Genomic DNA, 19743 nt, shown 5'->3' with positions numbered 1-19743 from the left:
CCGCTCGGGAGCCCCCGCGATGCTGCGTATCAGCCAAGAAGCTCTGACCTTCGACGACATTCTCCTAGTGCCCGGTTATTCCGAGGTACTGCCTAACGAAGTCAGTCTCAAAACCCGTCTTACCCGTGGCATCGAACTGAATATCCCGTTGGTTTCCGCCGCCATGGACACCGTGACCGAAGCCCGTCTGGCCATTGCCATGGCCCAGGAAGGCGGTATCGGTATCATCCACAAGAACATGACCATCGAACAGCAGGCCGCCGAAGTGCGCAAGGTCAAGCGGTTCGAGGCTGGCGTGGTCAAGGACCCGATCACCATCGAGGCTGACGCCACGGTTCGTGATCTGTTCGAACTGACCCGCATGCACAACATCTCCGGCGTTCCGGTGCTGCACGATGGCGACCTGGTCGGCATCGTCACCTCCCGCGACGTGCGTTTCGAGAACCGCCTGGACGCCACCGTCCGTCAGGTGATGACGCCTAAAGAGCGTCTGGTCACGGTCAAGGAAGGCATCGGCAAGGACGAAGTTCGCGAGTTGCTGCACAAGCACCGCATCGAGCGCGTGCTGATCGTCGACGACAAGTTCGCCCTCAAGGGCATGATGACCGTCAATGACATCGAAAAAGCCAAGGCTTATCCGCTGGCCAGTAAGGACGACCAGGGTCGTCTGCGCGTAGGCGCTGCGGTCGGCACCGGCAAGGACACTGGCGACCGCGTCGCGGCCCTGGTCAATGCCGGCGTCGACGTGGTGGTGGTCGACACCGCCCACGGTCACTCCAAAGGCGTGATCGACCGCGTTCGCTGGGTCAAGCAGAACTTCCCTGAAGTGCAGGTGATCGGCGGCAACATTGCCACCGGCGCTGCCGCCAAGGCCCTGGCCGAAGCTGGCGCCGACGCGGTCAAGGTCGGTATCGGCCCAGGCTCGATCTGCACCACCCGCATCGTTGCCGGTGTCGGCGTGCCGCAGATCAGCGCTATCGCCAACGTCGCCGCAGCCCTTGAAGGCACTGGCGTACCGTTGATCGCCGACGGCGGCATCCGCTTCTCCGGTGACCTGTCCAAGGCCATCGTCGCCGGGGCCTCCTGCGTGATGATGGGTTCGATGTTCGCCGGTACTGAAGAAGCGCCGGGCGAGATCGAGCTGTTCCAGGGCCGTAGCTACAAGGCTTACCGCGGCATGGGCTCGCTGGGTGCCATGTCCCAGGCCCAGGGCTCCTCCGACCGTTATTTCCAGGACTCCTCCGCGGGTGCCGAGAAGCTGGTGCCCGAAGGCATCGAAGGTCGCGTGCCATACAAAGGCACCCTGAGCGCCATCATCCATCAACTGATGGGCGGCCTGCGTTCTTCCATGGGTTACACCGGCAGCGCCAACATCGAAGAGATGCGCACCAAGCCGGAGTTCGTGCGCATCACCGGCGCCGGCATGGCCGAGTCCCATGTCCACGACGTACAGATCACCAAGGAAGCGCCGAACTACCGCGTAGGTTAAGGCCTTCAGCAAAACGTTAATCACCGGGGCTGTTCATTCAGCCCCGAGTTGTTTCTGATTCACTACATGAGAATGAGTCATGGCCCTCGACATTCACGCTCACCGCATCCTGATCCTCGACTTCGGTTCCCAGTACACCCAGCTGATCGCCCGCCGCGTGCGTGAAATCGGCGTGTACTGCGAATTGCATCCGTTCGACATGGATGACGAAGCGATTCGCGAATTCGCGCCTAAAGGCGTCATCCTCGCCGGCGGCCCCGAGTCCGTGCACGAAGCCGACAGCCCGCGTTGCCCGCAAGCGGTGTTCGACCTGGGCGTGCCGGTCTTCGGTATCTGCTACGGCATGCAGACCATGGCTGAACAGCTGGGCGGTAAGGTAGAAGGCTCCGACCTGCGTGAGTTCGGTTATGCCCGCGTCGACGTGGTCGGCAAGAGCCGCCTGCTGGATGGCATCGAAGACCACATCGACGCCGACGGCCTGTTTGGCCTCGACGTGTGGATGAGCCACGGTGACAAGGTCACCAAGATGCCGGAAGACTTCCACATCCTGGCCAGCACCCCGAGCTGCCCGATTGCCGGCATGTTCAACGATGATCGCCGTTACTACGGCGTGCAGTTCCACCCGGAAGTGACCCATACCAAGCAAGGCGGTCGCATCCTGTCGCGCTTCATCCTCGATATCTGCGAGTGCGAAGCCCTGTGGACACCATCGAAAATCGCTGAAGACGCCATCGCCCAGGTTCGCGCCCAGGTCGGCACCGACAACGTACTGCTCGGCTTGTCCGGCGGCGTGGACTCCTCGGTGGTTGCCGCGTTGCTGCACAAGGCCATCGGCGACCAGTTGACCTGCGTCTTCGTCGACAACGGCCTGCTGCGCCTGCACGAAGGCGAGCAAGTGATGGCCATGTTCGCCGAGAACATGGGCGTCAAGGTGATCCGCGCCAACGCCGAAGAGCAGTTCCTGAACAACCTGGCCGGCGAGTCCGACCCGGAGAAGAAGCGCAAGATCATCGGTCGCACCTTCATCGACGTATTCGATGCCGAATCCTGCAAGCTGGACAACATCAAGTACCTGGCCCAAGGCACCATCTACCCCGACGTGATCGAGTCGGCCGGCGCCAAGAGCGGCAAGGCCCACGTGATCAAGTCCCACCACAACGTCGGTGGCCTGCCAGAGGAAATGAACCTCAAGCTGGTCGAGCCGCTGCGCGAGTTGTTCAAGGATGAAGTGCGTCGCCTCGGCCTGGAACTGGGCCTGCCGTACGACATGGTCTACCGCCACCCATTCCCAGGCCCGGGCCTGGGCGTGCGGATCCTTGGTGAAGTGAAGAAGGAATACGCCGACCTGCTGCGTCGCGCCGACCATATCTTCATCGAAGAACTGCGCAAGGCCGACTGGTACCACAAGGTCAGCCAGGCGTTCGTGGTGTTCCAGCCGGTGAAATCGGTTGGCGTGGTCGGCGATGGCCGTCGCTACGCCTGGGTCGTGGCCCTGCGCGCCGTGGAAACCATCGACTTTATGACCGCGCGCTGGGCGCACCTGCCGTACGAGCTGCTGGAAACTGTTTCCGGGCGGATCATCAACGAAATCGAAGGCATCTCCCGAGTGACGTATGACGTGTCGAGCAAGCCGCCGGCGACGATTGAGTGGGAATAAGGTTGATCCGCAACTCTCTGTTTTATAAGTAAAAAACTAGAGAGTCCCAGGTCGAAACAAAATTGTGACCTGGGTGATATTCAGTCAGGCAGGTGACATCGCCAGACGCTACGGGCTTTACCATCAGCCTCAAACAACAAAACCCGCATTGGCGGGTTTTGTTGTTTCAGACGAACACGTTGATCAGAAGTCGTAACGCACGTTCGCAGTGAAGGTGTCGGCGTCGAAACCACTGCTGGTCAGGTAGTTGTACGTCCCTCCCACGCTCCACGCGCCCACGCGGTAGTTCGCGCCCAGTCCCAGCTCGTAGCTGTCGCGCGCCGGTGTCGCGCCTGTGGTGGTGAAGGGGGTACCACCGAGCACGAAGGTGGAGGTGGTGCCGGCCTTGTCGCCGATGAAATCGTGCCAGGCCATCAGCTTGGCTTCCGGTTCCAGGCTCCCCACACCTACGTCAAAAGCGGCCGCCAGACGAGCGCCCAGGCCCATTTCGCCGATTTCATAGCGCTGGCTACCGACGTTGAGGGCGGCTGAGCTACCTTTTTCACGGTACGAGTCAATCGACACGTTGGCATAACGCGCACCGATCTGTGGTTCCAGCAGCCACTGCTTGTCGAGCTGGAAAGTGTAGCCTGCCAGTGCGTTGACGCCGAAGATCTCACTGTCGTAGTCGGCCTTGGCGCGGGTACCGGCGATGTAGCGTTTGGACTCGTTGTCGTTCCAGCCATACATCAGCGAGGTGTCGACAAAGAAGTTGTCATGGGTCCAGTTGCCGTACAAGGTCAGTGCATGGCCGCTGACGTCGGTTTTGTGGCCCAGGTCGGATTTAACGTCGCTGGTCAGGTAGCTGTAAGCCAGGCCCATGGTGGTATCGGCGTTGAGCTTGCCGTCGGCACCCACGGCGATGCCGTTGGTGTTGGCGTCGTAGCCGTCGATACCGTGGCGGCTGTCCTGGTTGGCATCGCTGGACAGCGCTTGCAGCCATACGCCTTGTTCTGCCAGGACGTCACCGGAGGACAGACCGCTACGCGCTTTGCTGGCGCGGCGGTTGATGGCACTTGCGACCAGGTTCTGGCTGTTGGTGGCGGCGTTGATCGCCCCGCGGCTGACGTCCGGGGTCAGGGTTTCGGCAAGTTCGGCCAGATCTTCACTGGTGGCGGCGTTGGCGAAACGCTGGAATACCGGGTCACTTTCGTCCAACTGGCCCATGACCGTGTTCTTGAACGGATTGATGGCGTTCACCGCGTTGCGCGAACCACGGGCACCCAGCAGGTCTTGCGTGATCGCCTCATCACTGCGGGTGGCAACCAGTGCTTTCACGTCCTGACCTTCAATGCCGAAGTTCCTCACCTCAAGCAACGCCGAGGAGGAAACCACGGACAGGTTCTGCGGGTCTTCCCAAGTGCCAGAGTTGATGAGGGTGTAGCGGGTGCCCGACGTGCGGAAGTCGTCGGAGCGAGCCTGCAGTTCGATCTGGCTGCCAGGAGAGAAGTAGGTATTGCCGGTGACTTTCAGGATCGGCGTGTTGGGCAGTGTGTTGTTATCCAGCAGCAGGCGCAAACGCGCAGTCTCGCTGTCCATGTCGAGGTCGCCCACAATCGTAGTCTGCGGGCGAAGCAGAGTCAGGCGGCCCCCGTCGATATCGACGAAACCGGCGCGGATGGTCGAGCCATCGAACATCGCGTCCCCTTGCACCAGCACACCACTCAGGCCCAGCAGGTCACCCTTGACCTGACCACCTTGCCAGTAGAAATACGAAGGGGAGGCATTGTCGTCCGCCAGAATTGCTGCGGTGCCGCCTTCGATCAGGCCACCTGTCTGCCTGATGGTGAGGATGTCGAAACCGCCGGAGGTGTCGAGACTGCGAAAATGGATACCGACTCCATCGGCGGAGATAGTCCCGCTGTTGTTGATATCGCTCTTGAAGGGAGCGCCTGTCATCTGACCGGTAAAGCGAGCGTTCTCGATCTCGATACCCGCAGAGTCGATGCCACGAGCGGTGATAGTGCCCGAGTTATTGATGTTCGCCTGGGTCGAGGTGATCATCATGCCGTTGGCATCTTCGCCAGTCACAGTGATGTTGCCGTTGTTGTTCACTTCGCCAGCGATATTCGCCAGATACAGGTCCAGCCCCATGGCGCCATTGCCGCTCACCGTAATGTCGCCATGATTTACCAGATCGCCAGCGACGGTGGAATTGAGGGTCATGGCGATGCCGGCCGGGATGTCGCTGGGGTTCGCGGCCGTCAGGTTGATGTTGCCCTGGTTGACCAGGTTGCCCGCCAGGGTCACGTCGGTCAGCTCTACACCAGCGTTTTGCGACGTCCCGGTGAAGGTGGCGTTATTGAAAACGTCACCGGAGCTGCTGTATGCCCCTGTGCTCAGGTCGTGGTTGAAGTCGGGTGCGGGTGCGGCATGGACCGTGGCAGTGGCAGCCGCGATGGACAGCGCCAACAACGAGCGGCGCAGGTGGGAGATGTTCAAGACAGTATCCTTACAGGGTAGAAACTGACAGAGAACAACCTGCGCGTCAGCGTCTGTTTTAGGCTTCCCTGCCAGCTTGTCAGTGAAGTGCTGATTCAAGCGCGGTGAAATTTACACGATGCTTGTAGGGCAAATCACCATAAAAAGAATAAATGACGAAGAAAAAGCTAAAAAATGCGACGTTACAGTTATTTTTTGAGGCTTTATAGGGTTATTCAGCAATAAGCGGAACTTAAGGTCGCCGTTGTGGTCACGCCCGGGTCAGGCACTAGGGGGAATGGTGTTCGGATGTTTTTAAACGGACGTGCCCACCCTTAATCTCAGGATTCTCATGTGCCAATGGAATTTTGGCCCACCGGCTCCATGTCGCTTCCCACCCCCTATCATGGCTGGCTCCTGGTACATGGACGTATTGGGAAAGGGGCGAGCCCAGCGCCTGTTGGTACCTATCAGCTAAACGACCTGGAACAATCAGGTCTGCTTCTCCGATGAGATGACGCTGGGGCAATAAGGCGAGTCGACTACGATAGTCCAGCGGATCCAGTGAACCGTCGAGTGGCGACAGTCCTTTCATCGTCGCCCACAGACGTGGACTGAGATTGCCAGCAAGGGTTTGCACCTGAGTAACATCATTGCGCTGTGCCGCTAACAATAATGCGAGAGCGGCTCCACCTGAATACCCCACCAGTTCGAACTCCCTATTGCCATATCGCTGTTTCAGTTGGTCCAGCGCCTGGCTGAGACGGGTGACCACTTCCTGAGAAAAGCGGCGATTGGTCCAGAGTGCTGATTGACAGGCTGCGGCCATGACGAACTGGCAGGGGCGTGCCAGGTACGCGTTCGGTGTCGGATCATCGACCGCCAGTCGTGGCACTAACAGATTGTGCGGGCTCGGATCCAGGCTGGGTTGAGTGGCCGTCGCCCAGGAATGGCCATCGCCTTCCAGGTAGACACGCAGGCGAGTCATCTTTTCCCCAGTGTGCGGCGCAAGTATGAGGAGGGGGAAGGCGTGGCCTGGCAAGACCTCCCATTGTCGGCCGTGCTCTTCAGCCAGTTGTTGCAGTGCCTCGCGCGGCGATTGGCAGGCGATGAGAAGCGCGCTGACCATCACCATCCAGGCTTTATAGAAGCCAGCCAATGTCCCACGACAGGAAAAGTATCTACTCATCATCTGTCGTAACACACCTTGGCAATTGGCAGCATCGGCATTGAAGTCGGCATTGGCGGTGTAGTTCTTGGTTAAGTTAGGGCGGCGATGGCAGGATGTGGCGACCAGCCTATCCCAGTTCGAAGCGCGCCATTTATAGATCCGATTTCGATCCCCAAGTTGCTGATTCAACGCAGCAGATGCGCGAAGAGTCTCTTATCTGCGCATGCTGCACGAATGACCACCGTATCGATGTGTACAGGAAAACCCTGTGGATAACCTCTCCAGGGTTTTTTCATTTTGACTGGCCTTACTATTTCTCATCTGCGGGTCTCCTGAGGAAAGCTTCTGTCAGGCGGTTTTCCCGTCACGTTTCGCTACGATTACCGTCTCAGCGGGGGCCGAGAGGCGCTTATCATCGGGCGGTATGGCCTGCGGGAATCGCAGCTATTGAAGAGCGGGCCAAGGTTGTCGATTGACAACCTGGTGGGCCATGCGAATACTGGAGATCACGGATGAGTCGTCCCTCGCACCCGAAGAAAGAGGTCGAAGAAGTGCTTAGGCATGCCGAAGCGCAGGGCTGGCGTGTAGTAGTTGGCGGTAGTCACGCCTGGGGGCGGGCTTATTGTCCTTATAACGATGAGGACTGCCGCAGCGGTGAGTTCTGCATTACGTCGATATGGAGCACGCCAAAGAACCCTGGCAATCACGCGCGAGCATTGCGGCGCGTTGTGGACAATTGCACTGCGCATCGTAATTGGCGCGAATCTGATGACGGTGCTGAGAACTAGGAAATGGAATACACCTTTACCTTGAAATATCAGCTCGCTGGTGATGACTTTCCCGCGGATGAACTGGTCGAGCGGCTGGGTGAGGCTGGCTGCGACGACGCTCTGGTAGGCATTGGGCAACCGGGGCGGCTGGCGCTTGAGTTCACTCGGGAGGCTGCGGATGCGAGCAAGGCCGTGCTTAGCGCCCTGGGCGATGTCCGCCGCGCGGTGCCGTCGGCCAAACTGATCGAGGTTGCTCCTGATTGGGTCGGGCTGACCGACGTAGCCGAAATCGTAGGCGTATCTCGACAGAACATGCGCAAGCTGATGTTGGCTCATCCTGGCAGCTTCCCGACGCCTGTGCACGAAGGGAGTTCGTCTATCTGGCACTTGGCAGACATCCTGACCTGGCTGCAGGCCAAGGGCAGCTATTCACTTCCCAAGCACGTGTTGGATCTGGCGCAGGTGGCTTTGCAGGTCAACGTTGCGAAAGAGGGGCGGCGGTTACCTGGCTTGGCTGTCAGAGAGTTGGAAGCTTTGGTTGGGTGACGGTCTGAACCGCTTGGGGCGCCATTAGGCGCCCTTGTCGCATCTGACGATGATGGCTCGACCGGGCGACGCGACAATCCTTCACTTAATATTTCTCAATTGCAGGTGTATCGTATTCGCCTTTTGCGGGCCCCAGGGTCCGCCGCAGATTCAAGAGGTGGTCGCTTCATGTCCTTTACCCGTCGCCAAATACTCGGTGGCCTGGCCGGTCTTGTTGTCGTGGGCGTAGGGGCGGGGGGCGCGTCGCGGTATTGGTTGGGCAAGATGGCCGATGCCGAGGCCGGTCACGACTATGAATTGATCGCCGCGCCCCTGGACGTGGAGCTGGTGGCCGGGCACAAGACCCAGGCCTGGGCTTTTGGTCCGTCGGCACCGGGTACTGAATTGCGGGTGCGTCAGGGCGAATGGTTGCGGGTGCGCTTCATTAATCACCTGCCGGTTGCGACCACCATTCACTGGCACGGTATCCGTCTGCCGCTGGAGATGGACGGCGTGCCGTATGTCTCGCAATTGCCGGTGCTGCCGGGTGAATACTTCGATTACAAGTTTCGTGTGCCGGACGCCGGCAGCTATTGGTATCACCCCCACGTCAACAGCAGCGAGGAGCTCGGTCGCGGGCTTGTTGGACCTTTGATTGTCGAGGAGCGTGAGCCCACCGGCTTCAAATACGAACAAACCCTCAGCCTCAAGAACTGGCATGTGGATGAGCGAGGCGAGTTCGTCGCCTTCAGCATTCCCCGTGAAGCGGCGCGTGGAGGGACGGCCGGGCGTCTGTCGACTATCAACGGCGAGCCGCTGCCGGTGATTGATCTGCCGGCCGGGCAGATCACCCGGGTGCGTTTGCTCAATCTCGACAACACTCTCACTTACCGCATTAACATCCCCGGCGTTGAAGCGCAGATCTATGCGTTGGACGGCAACCCTATCGAACCGCGCCCGCTGGGCAAGGAATACTGGCTGGGTCCGGGCATGCGCATTTGTCTGGCGATCAAGGCGCCGGCGGCCGGGGAGGAGTTGTCATTGCGCAATGGTCCGGTGCGGCTGGGCACTTTGCGCTCCGTGCCCAACAACGAGGCGCCGGCCCAGTGGCCGCCTGCGTTGCCACCTAACCCGGTGGCCGAGCCAGACCTGGCCAATGCCGAGAAACTCAACTTCAATTTCGAGTGGGTCGGTTCGGTGTCGGTCAATGTCGACAACGGCAAACCACCGAGTTTGTGGCAGATCAACGGCAAGGCCTGGGACATCACCGACAAGACCTGCGCCGACCGGCCAATCGCCACGTTGAAAAAAGGCCAGAGCTATATTTTCGAATTGAAGAACATGACTCAGTACCAGCATCCGATCCATTTGCACGGCATGAGCTTCAAGGTGATTGCATCCAACCGGCACAAGGTCATCCCGTATTTCACCGACACCTATCTGCTGGGCAAGAACGAGCGGGCGCAGGTGGCGCTGGTGGCGGATAACCCAGGCGTGTGGATGTTCCATTGCCATGTGATCGACCACATGGAAACCGGCCTGATGGCCGCCATCGAGGTGGCGTGATGCGCCAGATTCGCCCCGCCAAAATCATCGACCGCAGCCGTGACCAGGATTTCATGCGCGAAGCCCTGAGCCTCGCCGCACAAGGCGCGGCTTTGGGTGAAGTGCCGGTGGGCGCGGTGCTGGTGCAGGACGGTGAGATCATCGGCCGCGGCTTCAACTGCCCGATCAGCGGCCACGACCCCAGCGCCCATGCGGAAATGGTCGCCATCCGCGCCGCCGCCCAGGCCGTGAGCAACTATCGCCTGCCCGGCAGCACCCTCTATGTGACGCTGGAGCCGTGCAGCATGTGCGCCGGCCTCATCGTTCACTCGCGCATCGCCCGGGTCGTCTACGGCGCCCTGGAGCCCAAGGCCGGCATTGTGCAGAGCCAGGGGCAATTTTTCAGCCAGGGGTTTCTGAATCACCGGGTGATGTTCGAGGGCGGGGTGTTGGCTGACGAGTGCAGTGCGGTGTTGAGCGAGTTTTTCAAGGCCCGCAGAGCCAAATCCCAAGACTGACGCTGTACCCTGTGGGAGCGGGCTTGCTCGCGAAAGCGGCGTGTCAGTCACATAGATGTTGAATGGTCCGCCGCCATCGCGAGCAAGCTCAGCTCCCACATGGGGTCCCGGGTGTCCACAGATCCTGCGTTCACCACAATCCCTGTGGGAGCTGAGCTTGCTCGCGATAGCGGTGGGTCAGCTTGCATTCATGTTGAATGTGCTGCCGCCTTCGCGAGCAAGCCCGCTCCCACAGAGGGGGGTTATGGTACCTGGGCGATTTATTTCCGCGCCACAATCACCGCCCGCATTGGCGCCGGCAGTCCTTCGATGGTTTTGCTGTGGTCGGCGGGATCGAGAAAGTCGCTAAGCGACTGATACTTCATCCACTCGGTGCTGCGCTGTTCTTCCACGGTGGTCAAGCTCACGTCCACACAGCGCACATCGCTGAACCCGGCGCGGCGCAGCCAGCGTTCCAGGGCTGGGACTGAAGGCAGGAACCAGACGTTACGCATCTGCGCGTAACGATCCTCGGGCACCAGAACCTGATGTTCGTCGCCCTCGATCACCAATGTTTCCAATACCAGCTCTCCGCCCTTGACCAGGCAATCCTTGAGCGCCAGCAAATGCTCGATCGGCGAGCGGCGATGGTAGAACACGCCCATGGAAAACACTGTGTCGAAGCCTTCCAGCTCCGGCGGCAGCGCCTCGAATGGGAAAGGCAGGTGCCAGGCGTTGGGCTGCGAGAGGTAGCGCTGCACCGCCTGGAACTGGCAGAAGAACAGCCAGTTGGGGTCGACGCCGATCACCGTGTCGGCACCGGCACCGAGCATCCGCCACATGTAATAACCGTTGCCGCAGCCCACATCGAGGATGCGCTTGCCCACCAGGTCCAGGTGCGGGGCGACCCGCGACCACTTCCAGTCCGAACGCCATTCGGTGTCAACGTGCACGCCAAACAGGTCGAAAGGCCCTTTGCGCCATGGCGACAGGCCCATCAGCGCCGTACGCATTTGTGCTCGGGTTTCGTCGCTGCAATCGGTGTCGAGGGTCAGGCCGTTCAGCAGGTCAATCCGGGTCGGTTGCAGCACTGGCAAGGCATCGAGGGCGCTCTGCCAGCGCTCCAGGTCGCCATGACCCTTTTCCATTTTGCTGTCCAGTTGCGTTTGCAGCGTCGCGGCCCAATCGGCCAGAGGTGTGCCGGCCAGATGGCGGGCCAGGGGAGACAGATCAATCATGGCAGGGCAATCAACGAGGCAAAATTAAGACACTGGAACCACGGCACGACTTTCGAGAAACCGGCCGCCAGCAGGCGTTCGCGGTGTTCTTCGAGGCTGTCGGGCTTCATGACGTTTTCGATGGCGCTGCGCTTCTGGGCGATTTCCAGCTCGCTGTAGCCGTTGGCGCGCTTGAACGCCACATGCAGGTCGTTGAGCAGCGCGTGCTCTTGTTCATCGTTAAAGCGCAGCTTCTCCGAGAGGATCAACGCACCGCCGGGCAGCAGGGACTGGCGGATGCGGCTCAACAAGGCGGTACGCTGATCCGGCGCGATGAATTGCAGGGTGAAGTTCAGCGCTACCACCGAGGCCGGCTGGAACGTCAGGGCGAGGATGTCGCCTTCGATCACTTCAACCGGCAGCAACTCCTGGAACATCGAGTCCTGGCCGTTAAGGTACTCGCGGCAGCGCTCGACCATGGCCGCCGAGTTATCCACCGCAATCACCCGGCAACCGTCGGTGCGCACATGGCGGCGCAGGGCCTGGGTCACCGCGCCCAGGGACGAGCCCAGGTCGTAGAGGACGCTGCCCGGCTGGGCAAATTGCGCGGCGAGCACGCCGAGGTTCTCGACGATGGTCGGGTAACCCGGCACCGAACGCTTGATCATGTCCGGAAACACCCGCACCACGTCCTCGTTAAAGGCGAAGTCAGGCACCTGGGCCAGGGGCTGGGCGAATAGGCGATCGGGTTCTTTGCTCACGGCAGTTCCAGCGGCATGGGTGGTGAAAAGGCCGGCATTTTAACCAAAAAACCTCTGGGAGCGAGCCTTTGTGAGCGCCGGGCTTGCTCTCTGGTTCAGTGGTTTTTTTGAGTGAAGGCCGACGCCGCAATGCCCCACTGGCCCAGCCAATAACTGATGATGATCAGGTAAGGCGCGGCATGAAAGGGCGCCACGAACCGGTTTATGCCAATGACGCTGTCGGAAAACACAAACGCCAGAGCCCCGGCAGCGGCCAGCCAGGCCGAGCGCTCGGGGACTTCAGTACCCAATCGCGCCAGCGCACGCCAGAGCATGGCGCTGATGGCCAGGCCATAGACAATCACCGGGACGAGCAAAGGCCCCAGACCGCTCGATATCAGAATCCCCAGCAGCGTTGCGCCAAGCCCCAATGCCAGGGCCAGCGATAGCAACGCCGGACGGCGACAGTCGCTGAGGTAGGCTTTCAGATAGGCCAGGTGCGCCAGCAGAAACGCGCCAAGGCCGAACACGAACAGATCCCCGGGCCAAGCCAGCAGCACATCGCCCACCAGCGAGAAAATCAAGCCCAGGCTGATCCAGCGTCGATATTCGCTGGGTGGCGCATCGTGCAGCCAGCCGAGCAGGGCCAGCACCGGCATCGGCTTGACCAGCAGGCACAGCAGGGTGGCATGCACAGTGAGCCCGTACACATAGGTGGCCGCGCCCATCAATGCAAGGATCAGCCAACCCATGGTCAATTCACCGAAATGGCGCAGTCGAAGGTTTCCACCGGCGGCACTTCAGGTGCCCAGGGCTGTTGATAAGTCAGGCGCAAGCGACCGGTTCCGGCAGCAAATGCCTGGAAACGCCAGGTTGATACCCCGGCCGCGCCGACGATGCCGGCGTCTTCCGGGTTGCGGTAAACCTCAGGCCCCAAGGCCTTCAGCACGCCGCCAGCCGAATCCTGGACTGCCCAGCGATAACCGGTGCTGGGGTTGCTGGGCAAATTCAGGATCAGGTTCTGGCCGTTAGTGAGCTGCACCGGGCACTGGCTCAGTTTTTCCACGGTCACGTTGTGTTTCGGTTGCGTGGCGCAGGCACTCAGCAGGGCGAGACTGAAAGGGACGAGCAGGCGGGTGAGGGACATAAGGGCTCCGGCATTCACGACGAACGGCGAGCATAACCGAAGATGCTACTGGGTGTGTCAGCGGGGCATGTGTTGGATCTCATGGCCTTATCGCGAGCAGGCTCGCTCCCACAAGGGTTTGGTGTGGATCACACATGTTGTGAACAACACAAAGCCACTGTGGGAGCGAGCCTGCTCGCGATGAGGCCCACACAAGCGCTACAGGACTATCAGAACAACACCTTGGCCACATCGGCAAACCGCTTGGCGAAGTGCACGGTGACGCCTTCCTTGAGGTAGTCCGGCAGTTCTTCGAAGTTGCCCCGGTTGGCTTCCGGCAGGATCAGCTCATTGATTTTCTGCCGTCGCGCCGCGATCACTTTCTCGCGCACCCCACCAATGGGCAGCACGTGCCCGGTGAGGGTCAGTTCGCCGGTCATGGCCACGCCTTTTTTCGGCGCCTGGTTGCGAGCCAGGGACAGCAAGGCGCTGGCCATGGTCACCCCGGCACTCGGACCGTCCTTGGGGGTGGCGCCTTCCGGTACGTGCAAGTGAACGAAGGCTTCGTCGAAGAACTTCGGATCGCCGCCAAACTGCTTCAAATGCGAGCTGACGTAGCTGTGGGCGATTTCCGCTGACTCTTTCATCACCTCCCCCAGTTGCCCGGTGAGCTTGAAGCCGCGATTGAGCGTGTGGATGCGCGTCGCTTCGATCGGCAGAGTCGCGCCGCCCATGCTGGTCCAGGCCAGGCCGGTAATCACACCGATGCCGGACAGCACTTGCTCGTTGCGGAACACCGGCTTGCCCAGCGATGCCTCAAGGTCCTTGGGCCCAAGCTTGATCACGGCTTTCGGGTCATCGATCAGTTTCATCACCGCCTTGCGCACCAGCTTGCCCAGCTGTTTCTCCAGCTGCCGTACCCCGGCCTCACGGGCATAACCGTCGATCAGGGCCTTGAGGGCGCTGTCGGTGATATTCAGGCTGCCTTTGGACACGCCGGCCTTGGCCAGTTGTTTGGGCCACAAATGGCGCTTGGCGATGGCGACCTTCTCTTCGGTGATATAGCCGGACAGGCGAATCACTTCCATCCGGTCCAGCAGCGGGCCAGGGATCGAGTCCAGGGTGTTGGCGGTGCACACGAAGAGCACTTTCGACAGGTCCAGGCGCAGGTCCAGGTAGTGATCGAGGAATTCGACGTTCTGCTCCGGGTCGAGGGTTTCCAGCAAGGCCGAGGCCGGATCGCCCTGGTAGCTCTGACCCATCTTGTCGATCTCGTCGAGCATGATCACCGGGTTCATCACTTCGACATCTTTAAGCGCCTGCACCAGCTTGCCCGGTTGAGCACCGATGTAGGTGCGCCGATGGCCCTTGATTTCGGCTTCATCGCGCATGCCGCCGACGCTGAAACGGTAGAACGGCCGACCCAGGGTTTCGGCGATGGACTTGCCAACACTGGTCTTGCCCACCCCCGGCGGCCCCACCAGCAGCACGATGGAGCCGCTGATTTCGCCTTTATAGGCACCCACGGCGAGAAACTCGAGGATGCGGTCCTTGATGTCCCCCAGCCCGGCATGGTGCTGGTCGAGCACCTTGCGCGCGTGCTTGAGGTCGAGCTTGTCCTGGCCATACACGCCCCACGGCACCGACGTCGCCCAATCGAGGTAATTGCGGGTGACCGCGTATTCCGGCGAGCCGGTTTCCAGGATCGAGAGCTTGTTCATTTCCTCTTCGATGCGCTTTTGCGCCTGGGCCGGCAAGTCCTTGCCCTCCAGCCGTTGCTCGAATTGTTCGATATCGGCGCTGCGATCGTCCTTGGTCAGCCCCAGCTCCTGCTGGATGACCTTCAACTGTTCCTTGAGGAAGAATTCGCGCTGATGCTCGCCAATCTTGTTGTTGACCTCGGCAGAAATCTCCTTCTGCAGCCGCGCGACTTCAACTTCCTTGCGCAGCATCGGCAGCACTTTTTCCATGCGCTTGAGCATGGGGACGCAATCGAGCACTTCCTGCAACTCACTGCCGGTGGCCGAGGTGAGTGCGGCGGCAAAGTCAGTCAGGGGCGACGGGTCGTTGGGGCTGAAGCGGTTGAGGTAATTCTTCAGCTCTTCGCTGTACAGCGGATTGAGTGGAAGCAGTTCCTTGATCGCATTGATCAACGCCATGCCATACGCCTTGACCTCGTCGGTCGGCTCGCTTGGCTGGTGCGGGTATTCGACTTCCACCAGGTACGGTGGGCGATGGTGCTTGAGCCAGGTGCGGATGCGCACGCGAGTCAGACCCTGGGCAACGAACTGCAGTTTGCCGCCTTCGCGACTGGCGTGGTGTACCTTGACCAGCGTGCCATACAGCGGCAGCGCTGAGGTGTCGAAGTGGCGCGGATCTTCCTGGGGCGTATCCATGAAAAACAGCGCCAGGGAATGGTGTTCGGATTTGGCGACCAATTCCAGGGTTTCAGCCCAAGGTTCCTCATTGACAATGACCGGCAGCACTTGGGCCGGGAAGAACGGGCGATTGTGGATTGGAATGATGTAGACCTTGTCCGGCAGGTTTTGGCCGGGCAGGGCCAGGCCGGTGCCGGAGGAGGTGTGTTCGATGTGTTCGGAGTCGGCGTAATCGTTCGTGGCTTCAGTAGAGTGCTGGTCGCTCATGGGGCACCTGCGCAATGGAGTATGGGTCTTAGATGGGGCAGGCGAGGGGTGGTTTCAATGGTGGATGATTGTTAGCTGTTATTTCATTGCAAGGCATTCAGCCTTGTGACAGGTTCGGTGCGGGCCTGTTGCCGGGCCCGCACCGAGGGTTCAGGCGACCCTGTTCAAATCGTTATGGCGCGTCTCTTTCAGGCACAGTACCGCGATCACGCTGAGCACCGCGGCCCCCGAGACATAACCACCGACGTAGCTCAAACCGCCCATTGCCACCAGTTTCTGGGCAAAGAACGGGGCGGCCGAAGCGCCGACGATGCCGCCCAGGTTGTAGGCGGCCGAGGCGCCGGTATAGCGCACATGGGTGGGAAACAGCTCCGGTAGCAGGGCGCCCATGGGGGCGAAGGTCACGCCCATCAGAAACAGCTCGATGCACAGGAACAGCGCCACGCCCAAGGTTGTGCCCTGGGTCAGCAAGGGCTCCATGAGGAAACCCGAGGCAATTGCCAGTACGCCCCCGATAAGCAATATCGGTTTGCGCCCGTAGCGGTCGCTGGCCCAGGCCGACAGCGGCGTCGCGGCGGCCATGAACAGCACCGCAAAGCACAGCAGGCCGAGGAAGGTTTCGCGGCTGTAGCCGAGGGTGGACACACCGTAGCTCAGGGAAAACACGGTCGAGATGTAGAACAGCGCATAACACACCACCATCGCCGCGGCACCCAGCAACGTCGGCGCCCAGTACTGGCTGAACAGCTCGACCAGCGGAACTTTCACCCGTTCCTGGCGGGCCATGGCATCGGCGAAGACGGGTGTTTCATGAAGCTTGAGGCGCACATAGAGGCCGACGATCACCAGCACCGCACTGAGCAGGAACGGGATGCGCCAGCCCCAGGAACGGAACTGCTCGTCGTCCAGGGTCATGGCCAGGGTCAGGAACAACCCGTTGGCCGCCAGAAAGCCGATCGAGGGCCCCAGTTGGGGAAACATACCGAACCAAGCGCGTTTGCCCTTGGGCGCGTTCTCGGTGGCAAGCAACGCTGCGCCACCCCATTCACCGCCCAGGCCCAACCCCTGGCCAAAACGCAGCACGCACAACAGGATCGGCGCCCAGGCGCCAATACTGGCGTAACCGGGCAGTACGCCGATCAGCGTGGTACACACACCCATCAGCAGCAGGGAAGCCACCAGCGTGGACTTGCGCCCGATCCGGTCGCCGAAGTGGCCGAACAGCGCCGAACCCAACGGGCGAGCGAGGAATGCGATGCCGAACGTCAGGAAGGACGAGAGCATCTGTGCCGTGCCTGAGGTTTGCGGGAAGAACACCGGCCCGATCACCAGGGCCGCAGCCGTGGCGTAGACGTAGAAGTCATAGAACTCGATGGCCGTGCCGATGAAGCTTGCGGTCGCCACGCGGGTGGCGGAGTTCGTCGGCGGGGCAGACACAGCTTCGTTGCAAGTGGTCGTTGTCATGCGGTTATCCCTGACAGTCATGTGCTCCGTTGGAGCTAATTATTATGGTCGAACTCCCTCGGCTCGCTGGCGCGCGCTGGATAAGCGGGTTGAGTATAGGAAGGGGGCTAACGATTCAACAAGAGAGCCCGTACACAATAGCGGCGCTTGCGCACAACCCTGTGGCGAGGGCTTAGGACGCCAGCGGCACCGAACTGTTGTGCCACACCAGCACCTGGCTGACGCGGTTATCCACGGTTTCGATGATTTCCAGCCGATAGCGGCCGATCTTCAGGCAGACCGGGCTTTCGGGAATGGTCTCCAGTGCTTCGGTCACCAGGCCGTTGAGGGTCTTGGGGCCTTCGCAAGGCAGGTGCCAGCCCAGGGTCCTGTTCAGTTCGCGGATCGACGCGGCGCCATCGATCATGAGGCGTCCATCAGGCTGGGGATGGACGTGGGGGTTGTCGAGGCTGTGCTCGCTTTCGAACTCCCCGACGATTTCTTCAAGGATGTCTTCCAGGGTGACAATGCCCAGCACTTCGCCATATTCGTCCACCACCATGCCCAGGCGCCGTTGCTGCTTGTGGAAATTCAGCAATTGCAGCTGCAGTGGCGTGCTCTCGGGAACGAAGTAGGGTTCGTGGCAGGCAGCCAGCAACGCTTCCTGGGTCAGGCTCGCGTCCTTGAGCAGGTGGCGGATCTGGCGGGTGTTGAGCACCGCTTCGACCTGGTTGATGTCGCTGTGAAACACCGGCAGGCGAGTACGGCGGTTCAGGCGCAACTGTTCAATGATGTCGCCGATGGGGTCGTCGAGGTTGATGCCATCGACCTCACTGCGGGGTACGAGAATATCGTTGACGGTAATGTTGTCCAGGGCATGGATGCCGGAAACCGGATGCGGCCGACCGCTGTTGTGTTCGGGGTCGTGATCGTTGCGCGCGGGTGTGGGCATTTCATCGTCGTTTTGCTGTACCACGCTTGCCTGGCGGGCAAACGGACGCAACAGCAATTGACTGATGCCATTCAACAGCCAGGCAAATGGATAAAGAATCTTCAAGGGTACGCCAAGCAAGGCGTTGCCCAACGCCAGTACCGCGTCGGGATGGCGGGTGGCCAGGGTGCGCGGCAGGTAATCGGCAAAGACCAGCAAGGCCGCACTGGTACCGAGCCACGCTACCCAGGCGCCGTGTTGCAGCCAGGTAAAAATCGCCAGCAGTGTTCCGATCACCACCGCGAGGGCGCGGCAGAGGGTATTGCACAGAATCAGACTGTCCCGGGGGAAACTCAGCTTCGCCAGCGGTTTGTCACCGGCGCGCGAAGCCTTGCGTTGGGCCAGCAAATGCTGCTGGGCGGCTTCGATGGCCGTGAACAGGGCGGACCAGAGGATCAGCACGACCAGTACAGCGAACAGCGGGCCCACGGGCAACATATCCATCAGAGGCGTCCGTCAGACATGCAGAATGTATTCACGAACCAGCTTGCTGCCGAAGTACGCCAGCATTAGCAGGCAGAATCCGGCCAGGGTCCAGCGAATGGCTTTATGGCCGCGCCAGCCCAGACGATTTCGGCCCCACAGCAGTACGCTGAACACCACCCACGCCAGGCACGCCAGCAGTGTTTTGTGCACCAGGTGCTGGGCGAACAGGTTTTCGACGAACAGCCAGCCAGAGATCAGCGACAGCGACAGCAGCGTCCAGCCGGCCCAGAGGAAGCCGAACAACAGGCTTTCCATGGTCTGCAAGGGCGGGAAGTTGCGGATCAGCCCGGAAGGGTGCTTGTGCTTGAGCTGGTGATCCTGCACCAGCAGCAGCAAGGCCTGGAACACCGCGATGGTGAACAGGCCGTAAGCGAGGATCGAGAGCAGGATGTGGGCCAGGATGCCCGGTTCTTCATCGATGATCTGTACCGTGCCCGACGGCGCGAATTGCGCCAGCAGCACCGTGGCCAGGCCCAGCGGGAAAAGCAGCACCAGCAGGTTTTCCACCGGGATGCGTGAACAGGCCAGCAGCGTCAGGGCGATCACGGCCACGGCAATGAGGCTGGCGGCGTTGAAGAAGTCCAGGCCCAGGCCAATGGGCGTCATCAGGTGGGTATAAAGGCTGGCCGCGTGGCCGAGCACCGCCAGCACGCCAAGCATGACCAGCAGGCGTTTGTTCGCCTTGGCGCCGGTGGCCAGGCGGGAGCCTTGATAGAGGGTCGCAGCGGCATAAAGACAAGCGGCGGCGAGGGAGGCAAGCAAACTGGGTGACAAGGGGAGCATAAATCCTGTTAGGCAGGCCCGAAAGGCGCTGAGTTTGGCATAGAATCCCCATCGCACGAAAGACCAGCGCAACTGACGGCGAGGTGTGCGCCGGGCGCAGTCTTCGCTATAATCCGCGACCTGCCCACGCCGCAGGCTCGCCGAGCACATTTTTTACGGTCTGGGCCGCCATTATCCCGGTCTTATCTGGGCCTGAAA

The 19743-nt window shown here is 60.7% G+C and carries 16 protein-coding genes; 6 read left to right on the top strand and 10 right to left on the bottom strand.

Translation table 11 applies throughout. The annotated features are described in order from the left end of the window. Positions 1-19: 19 nt before the first annotated feature. Entirely contained in the window at positions 20-1489 is a 1470-nt protein-coding gene (gene guaB / locus HQ912_RS23320; protein ID WP_047227487.1) for an IMP dehydrogenase, read from the top strand. A 79-nt stretch (positions 1490-1568) separates the two neighbouring features. Further along, positions 1569-3146: a glutamine-hydrolyzing GMP synthase gene (guaA, locus tag HQ912_RS23315; RefSeq protein ID WP_047227488.1), complete on the top strand. Its 1578-nt coding sequence runs from the start codon at positions 1569-1571 to the stop codon at positions 3144-3146. Between the two features lie 183 nt (positions 3147-3329). Here guaA and HQ912_RS23310 read toward each other — a convergent pair whose 3' ends face one another. Then, the gene (locus tag HQ912_RS23310; RefSeq protein ID WP_173407358.1) at positions 3330-5627 is read right to left on the bottom strand and encodes an autotransporter outer membrane beta-barrel domain-containing protein; all 2298 of its coding nucleotides are present in this window, start codon (positions 5625-5627) and stop codon (positions 3330-3332) included. A gap of 268 nt (positions 5628-5895) precedes the next feature. Continuing rightward, the gene (locus HQ912_RS23305) at positions 5896-6795 is read right to left on the bottom strand and encodes an alpha/beta hydrolase family protein (RefSeq protein WP_047227594.1); all 900 of its coding nucleotides are present in this window, start codon (positions 6793-6795) and stop codon (positions 5896-5898) included. A gap of 494 nt (positions 6796-7289) precedes the next feature. On the opposite strand from HQ912_RS23305, the gene HQ912_RS27935 reads away from it, so the two are divergent. The 4 genes from HQ912_RS27935 to tadA all read left to right on the top strand — a co-directional run bounded on the left by HQ912_RS27935 (position 7290) and on the right by tadA (position 10135). Continuing rightward, positions 7290-7565, top strand: a complete 276-nt coding sequence (locus HQ912_RS27935; RefSeq protein WP_260990051.1) for a hypothetical protein — start codon at positions 7290-7292, stop codon at positions 7563-7565. A 3-nt stretch (positions 7566-7568) separates the two neighbouring features. Further along, positions 7569-8093, top strand: coding sequence for an AlpA family transcriptional regulator (locus HQ912_RS23300; protein WP_173407357.1), 525 nt, complete (start codon positions 7569-7571; stop codon positions 8091-8093). Between the two features lie 168 nt (positions 8094-8261). Beyond that, complete coding sequence (locus tag HQ912_RS23295; protein WP_173407356.1) at positions 8262-9638, top strand: multicopper oxidase family protein; 1377 nt, start codon at positions 8262-8264, stop codon at positions 9636-9638. After that, positions 9638-10135 carry a tRNA adenosine(34) deaminase TadA gene (tadA, locus tag HQ912_RS23290; protein ID WP_047227492.1) on the top strand — a complete coding sequence of 166 codons (498 nt, stop codon included), beginning with the start codon at positions 9638-9640 and terminating at the stop codon, positions 10133-10135. Before HQ912_RS23295 ends, tadA begins: the two co-directional genes overlap by 1 nt. A 260-nt stretch (positions 10136-10395) precedes the next feature. Here the strand turns inward: tadA and cmoB are convergent, their stop codons facing one another. The 8 genes from cmoB to HQ912_RS23250 form a co-directional block, all read right to left on the bottom strand. Next, positions 10396-11352, bottom strand: a complete 957-nt coding sequence (gene cmoB, locus HQ912_RS23285; RefSeq protein ID WP_139051088.1) for a tRNA 5-methoxyuridine(34)/uridine 5-oxyacetic acid(34) synthase CmoB — start codon at positions 11350-11352, stop codon at positions 10396-10398. After that, the gene (gene cmoA, locus HQ912_RS23280; RefSeq protein ID WP_139051087.1) at positions 11349-12092 is read right to left on the bottom strand and encodes a carboxy-S-adenosyl-L-methionine synthase CmoA; all 744 of its coding nucleotides are present in this window, start codon (positions 12090-12092) and stop codon (positions 11349-11351) included. The genes cmoB and cmoA overlap by 4 nt, the downstream gene beginning before the upstream one ends. A 95-nt stretch (positions 12093-12187) precedes the next feature. After that, positions 12188-12823, bottom strand: a complete 636-nt coding sequence (locus tag HQ912_RS23275) for a lysoplasmalogenase (protein ID WP_047227495.1) — start codon at positions 12821-12823, stop codon at positions 12188-12190. A gap of 2 nt (positions 12824-12825) precedes the next feature. Next, positions 12826-13218 carry a protease inhibitor I42 family protein gene (locus HQ912_RS23270; RefSeq protein WP_107321546.1) on the bottom strand — a complete coding sequence of 131 codons (393 nt, stop codon included), beginning with the start codon at positions 13216-13218 and terminating at the stop codon, positions 12826-12828. A 209-nt stretch (positions 13219-13427) separates the two neighbouring features. Next, complete coding sequence (lon, locus tag HQ912_RS23265) at positions 13428-15842, bottom strand: endopeptidase La (protein ID WP_047227497.1); 2415 nt, start codon at positions 15840-15842, stop codon at positions 13428-13430. Positions 15843-15992: 150 nt separating this feature from the next. Next, entirely contained in the window at positions 15993-17306 is a 1314-nt protein-coding gene (locus HQ912_RS23260) for an MFS transporter (RefSeq protein WP_047227498.1), read from the bottom strand. A 172-nt stretch (positions 17307-17478) separates the two neighbouring features. Beyond that, positions 17479-18720 (bottom strand): HlyC/CorC family transporter, encoded by a 1242-nt coding sequence (locus HQ912_RS23255; protein ID WP_173407355.1) that lies wholly within the window; start codon positions 18718-18720, stop codon positions 17479-17481. Between the two features lie 12 nt (positions 18721-18732). Next, positions 18733-19545, bottom strand: a complete 813-nt coding sequence (locus HQ912_RS23250; RefSeq protein WP_047227500.1) for an inner membrane protein YpjD — start codon at positions 19543-19545, stop codon at positions 18733-18735. Positions 19546-19743 lie beyond the last annotated feature (198 nt).

The organism is Pseudomonas sp. MPDS (assembly GCF_013283895.1).
Classification (GTDB): domain Bacteria; phylum Pseudomonadota; class Gammaproteobacteria; order Pseudomonadales; family Pseudomonadaceae; genus Aquipseudomonas; species Aquipseudomonas rhizophila.
The sequence above is the reverse complement of the archived record's forward strand: the minus strand, read 5'-3'. Positions and strand labels throughout refer to the sequence as shown.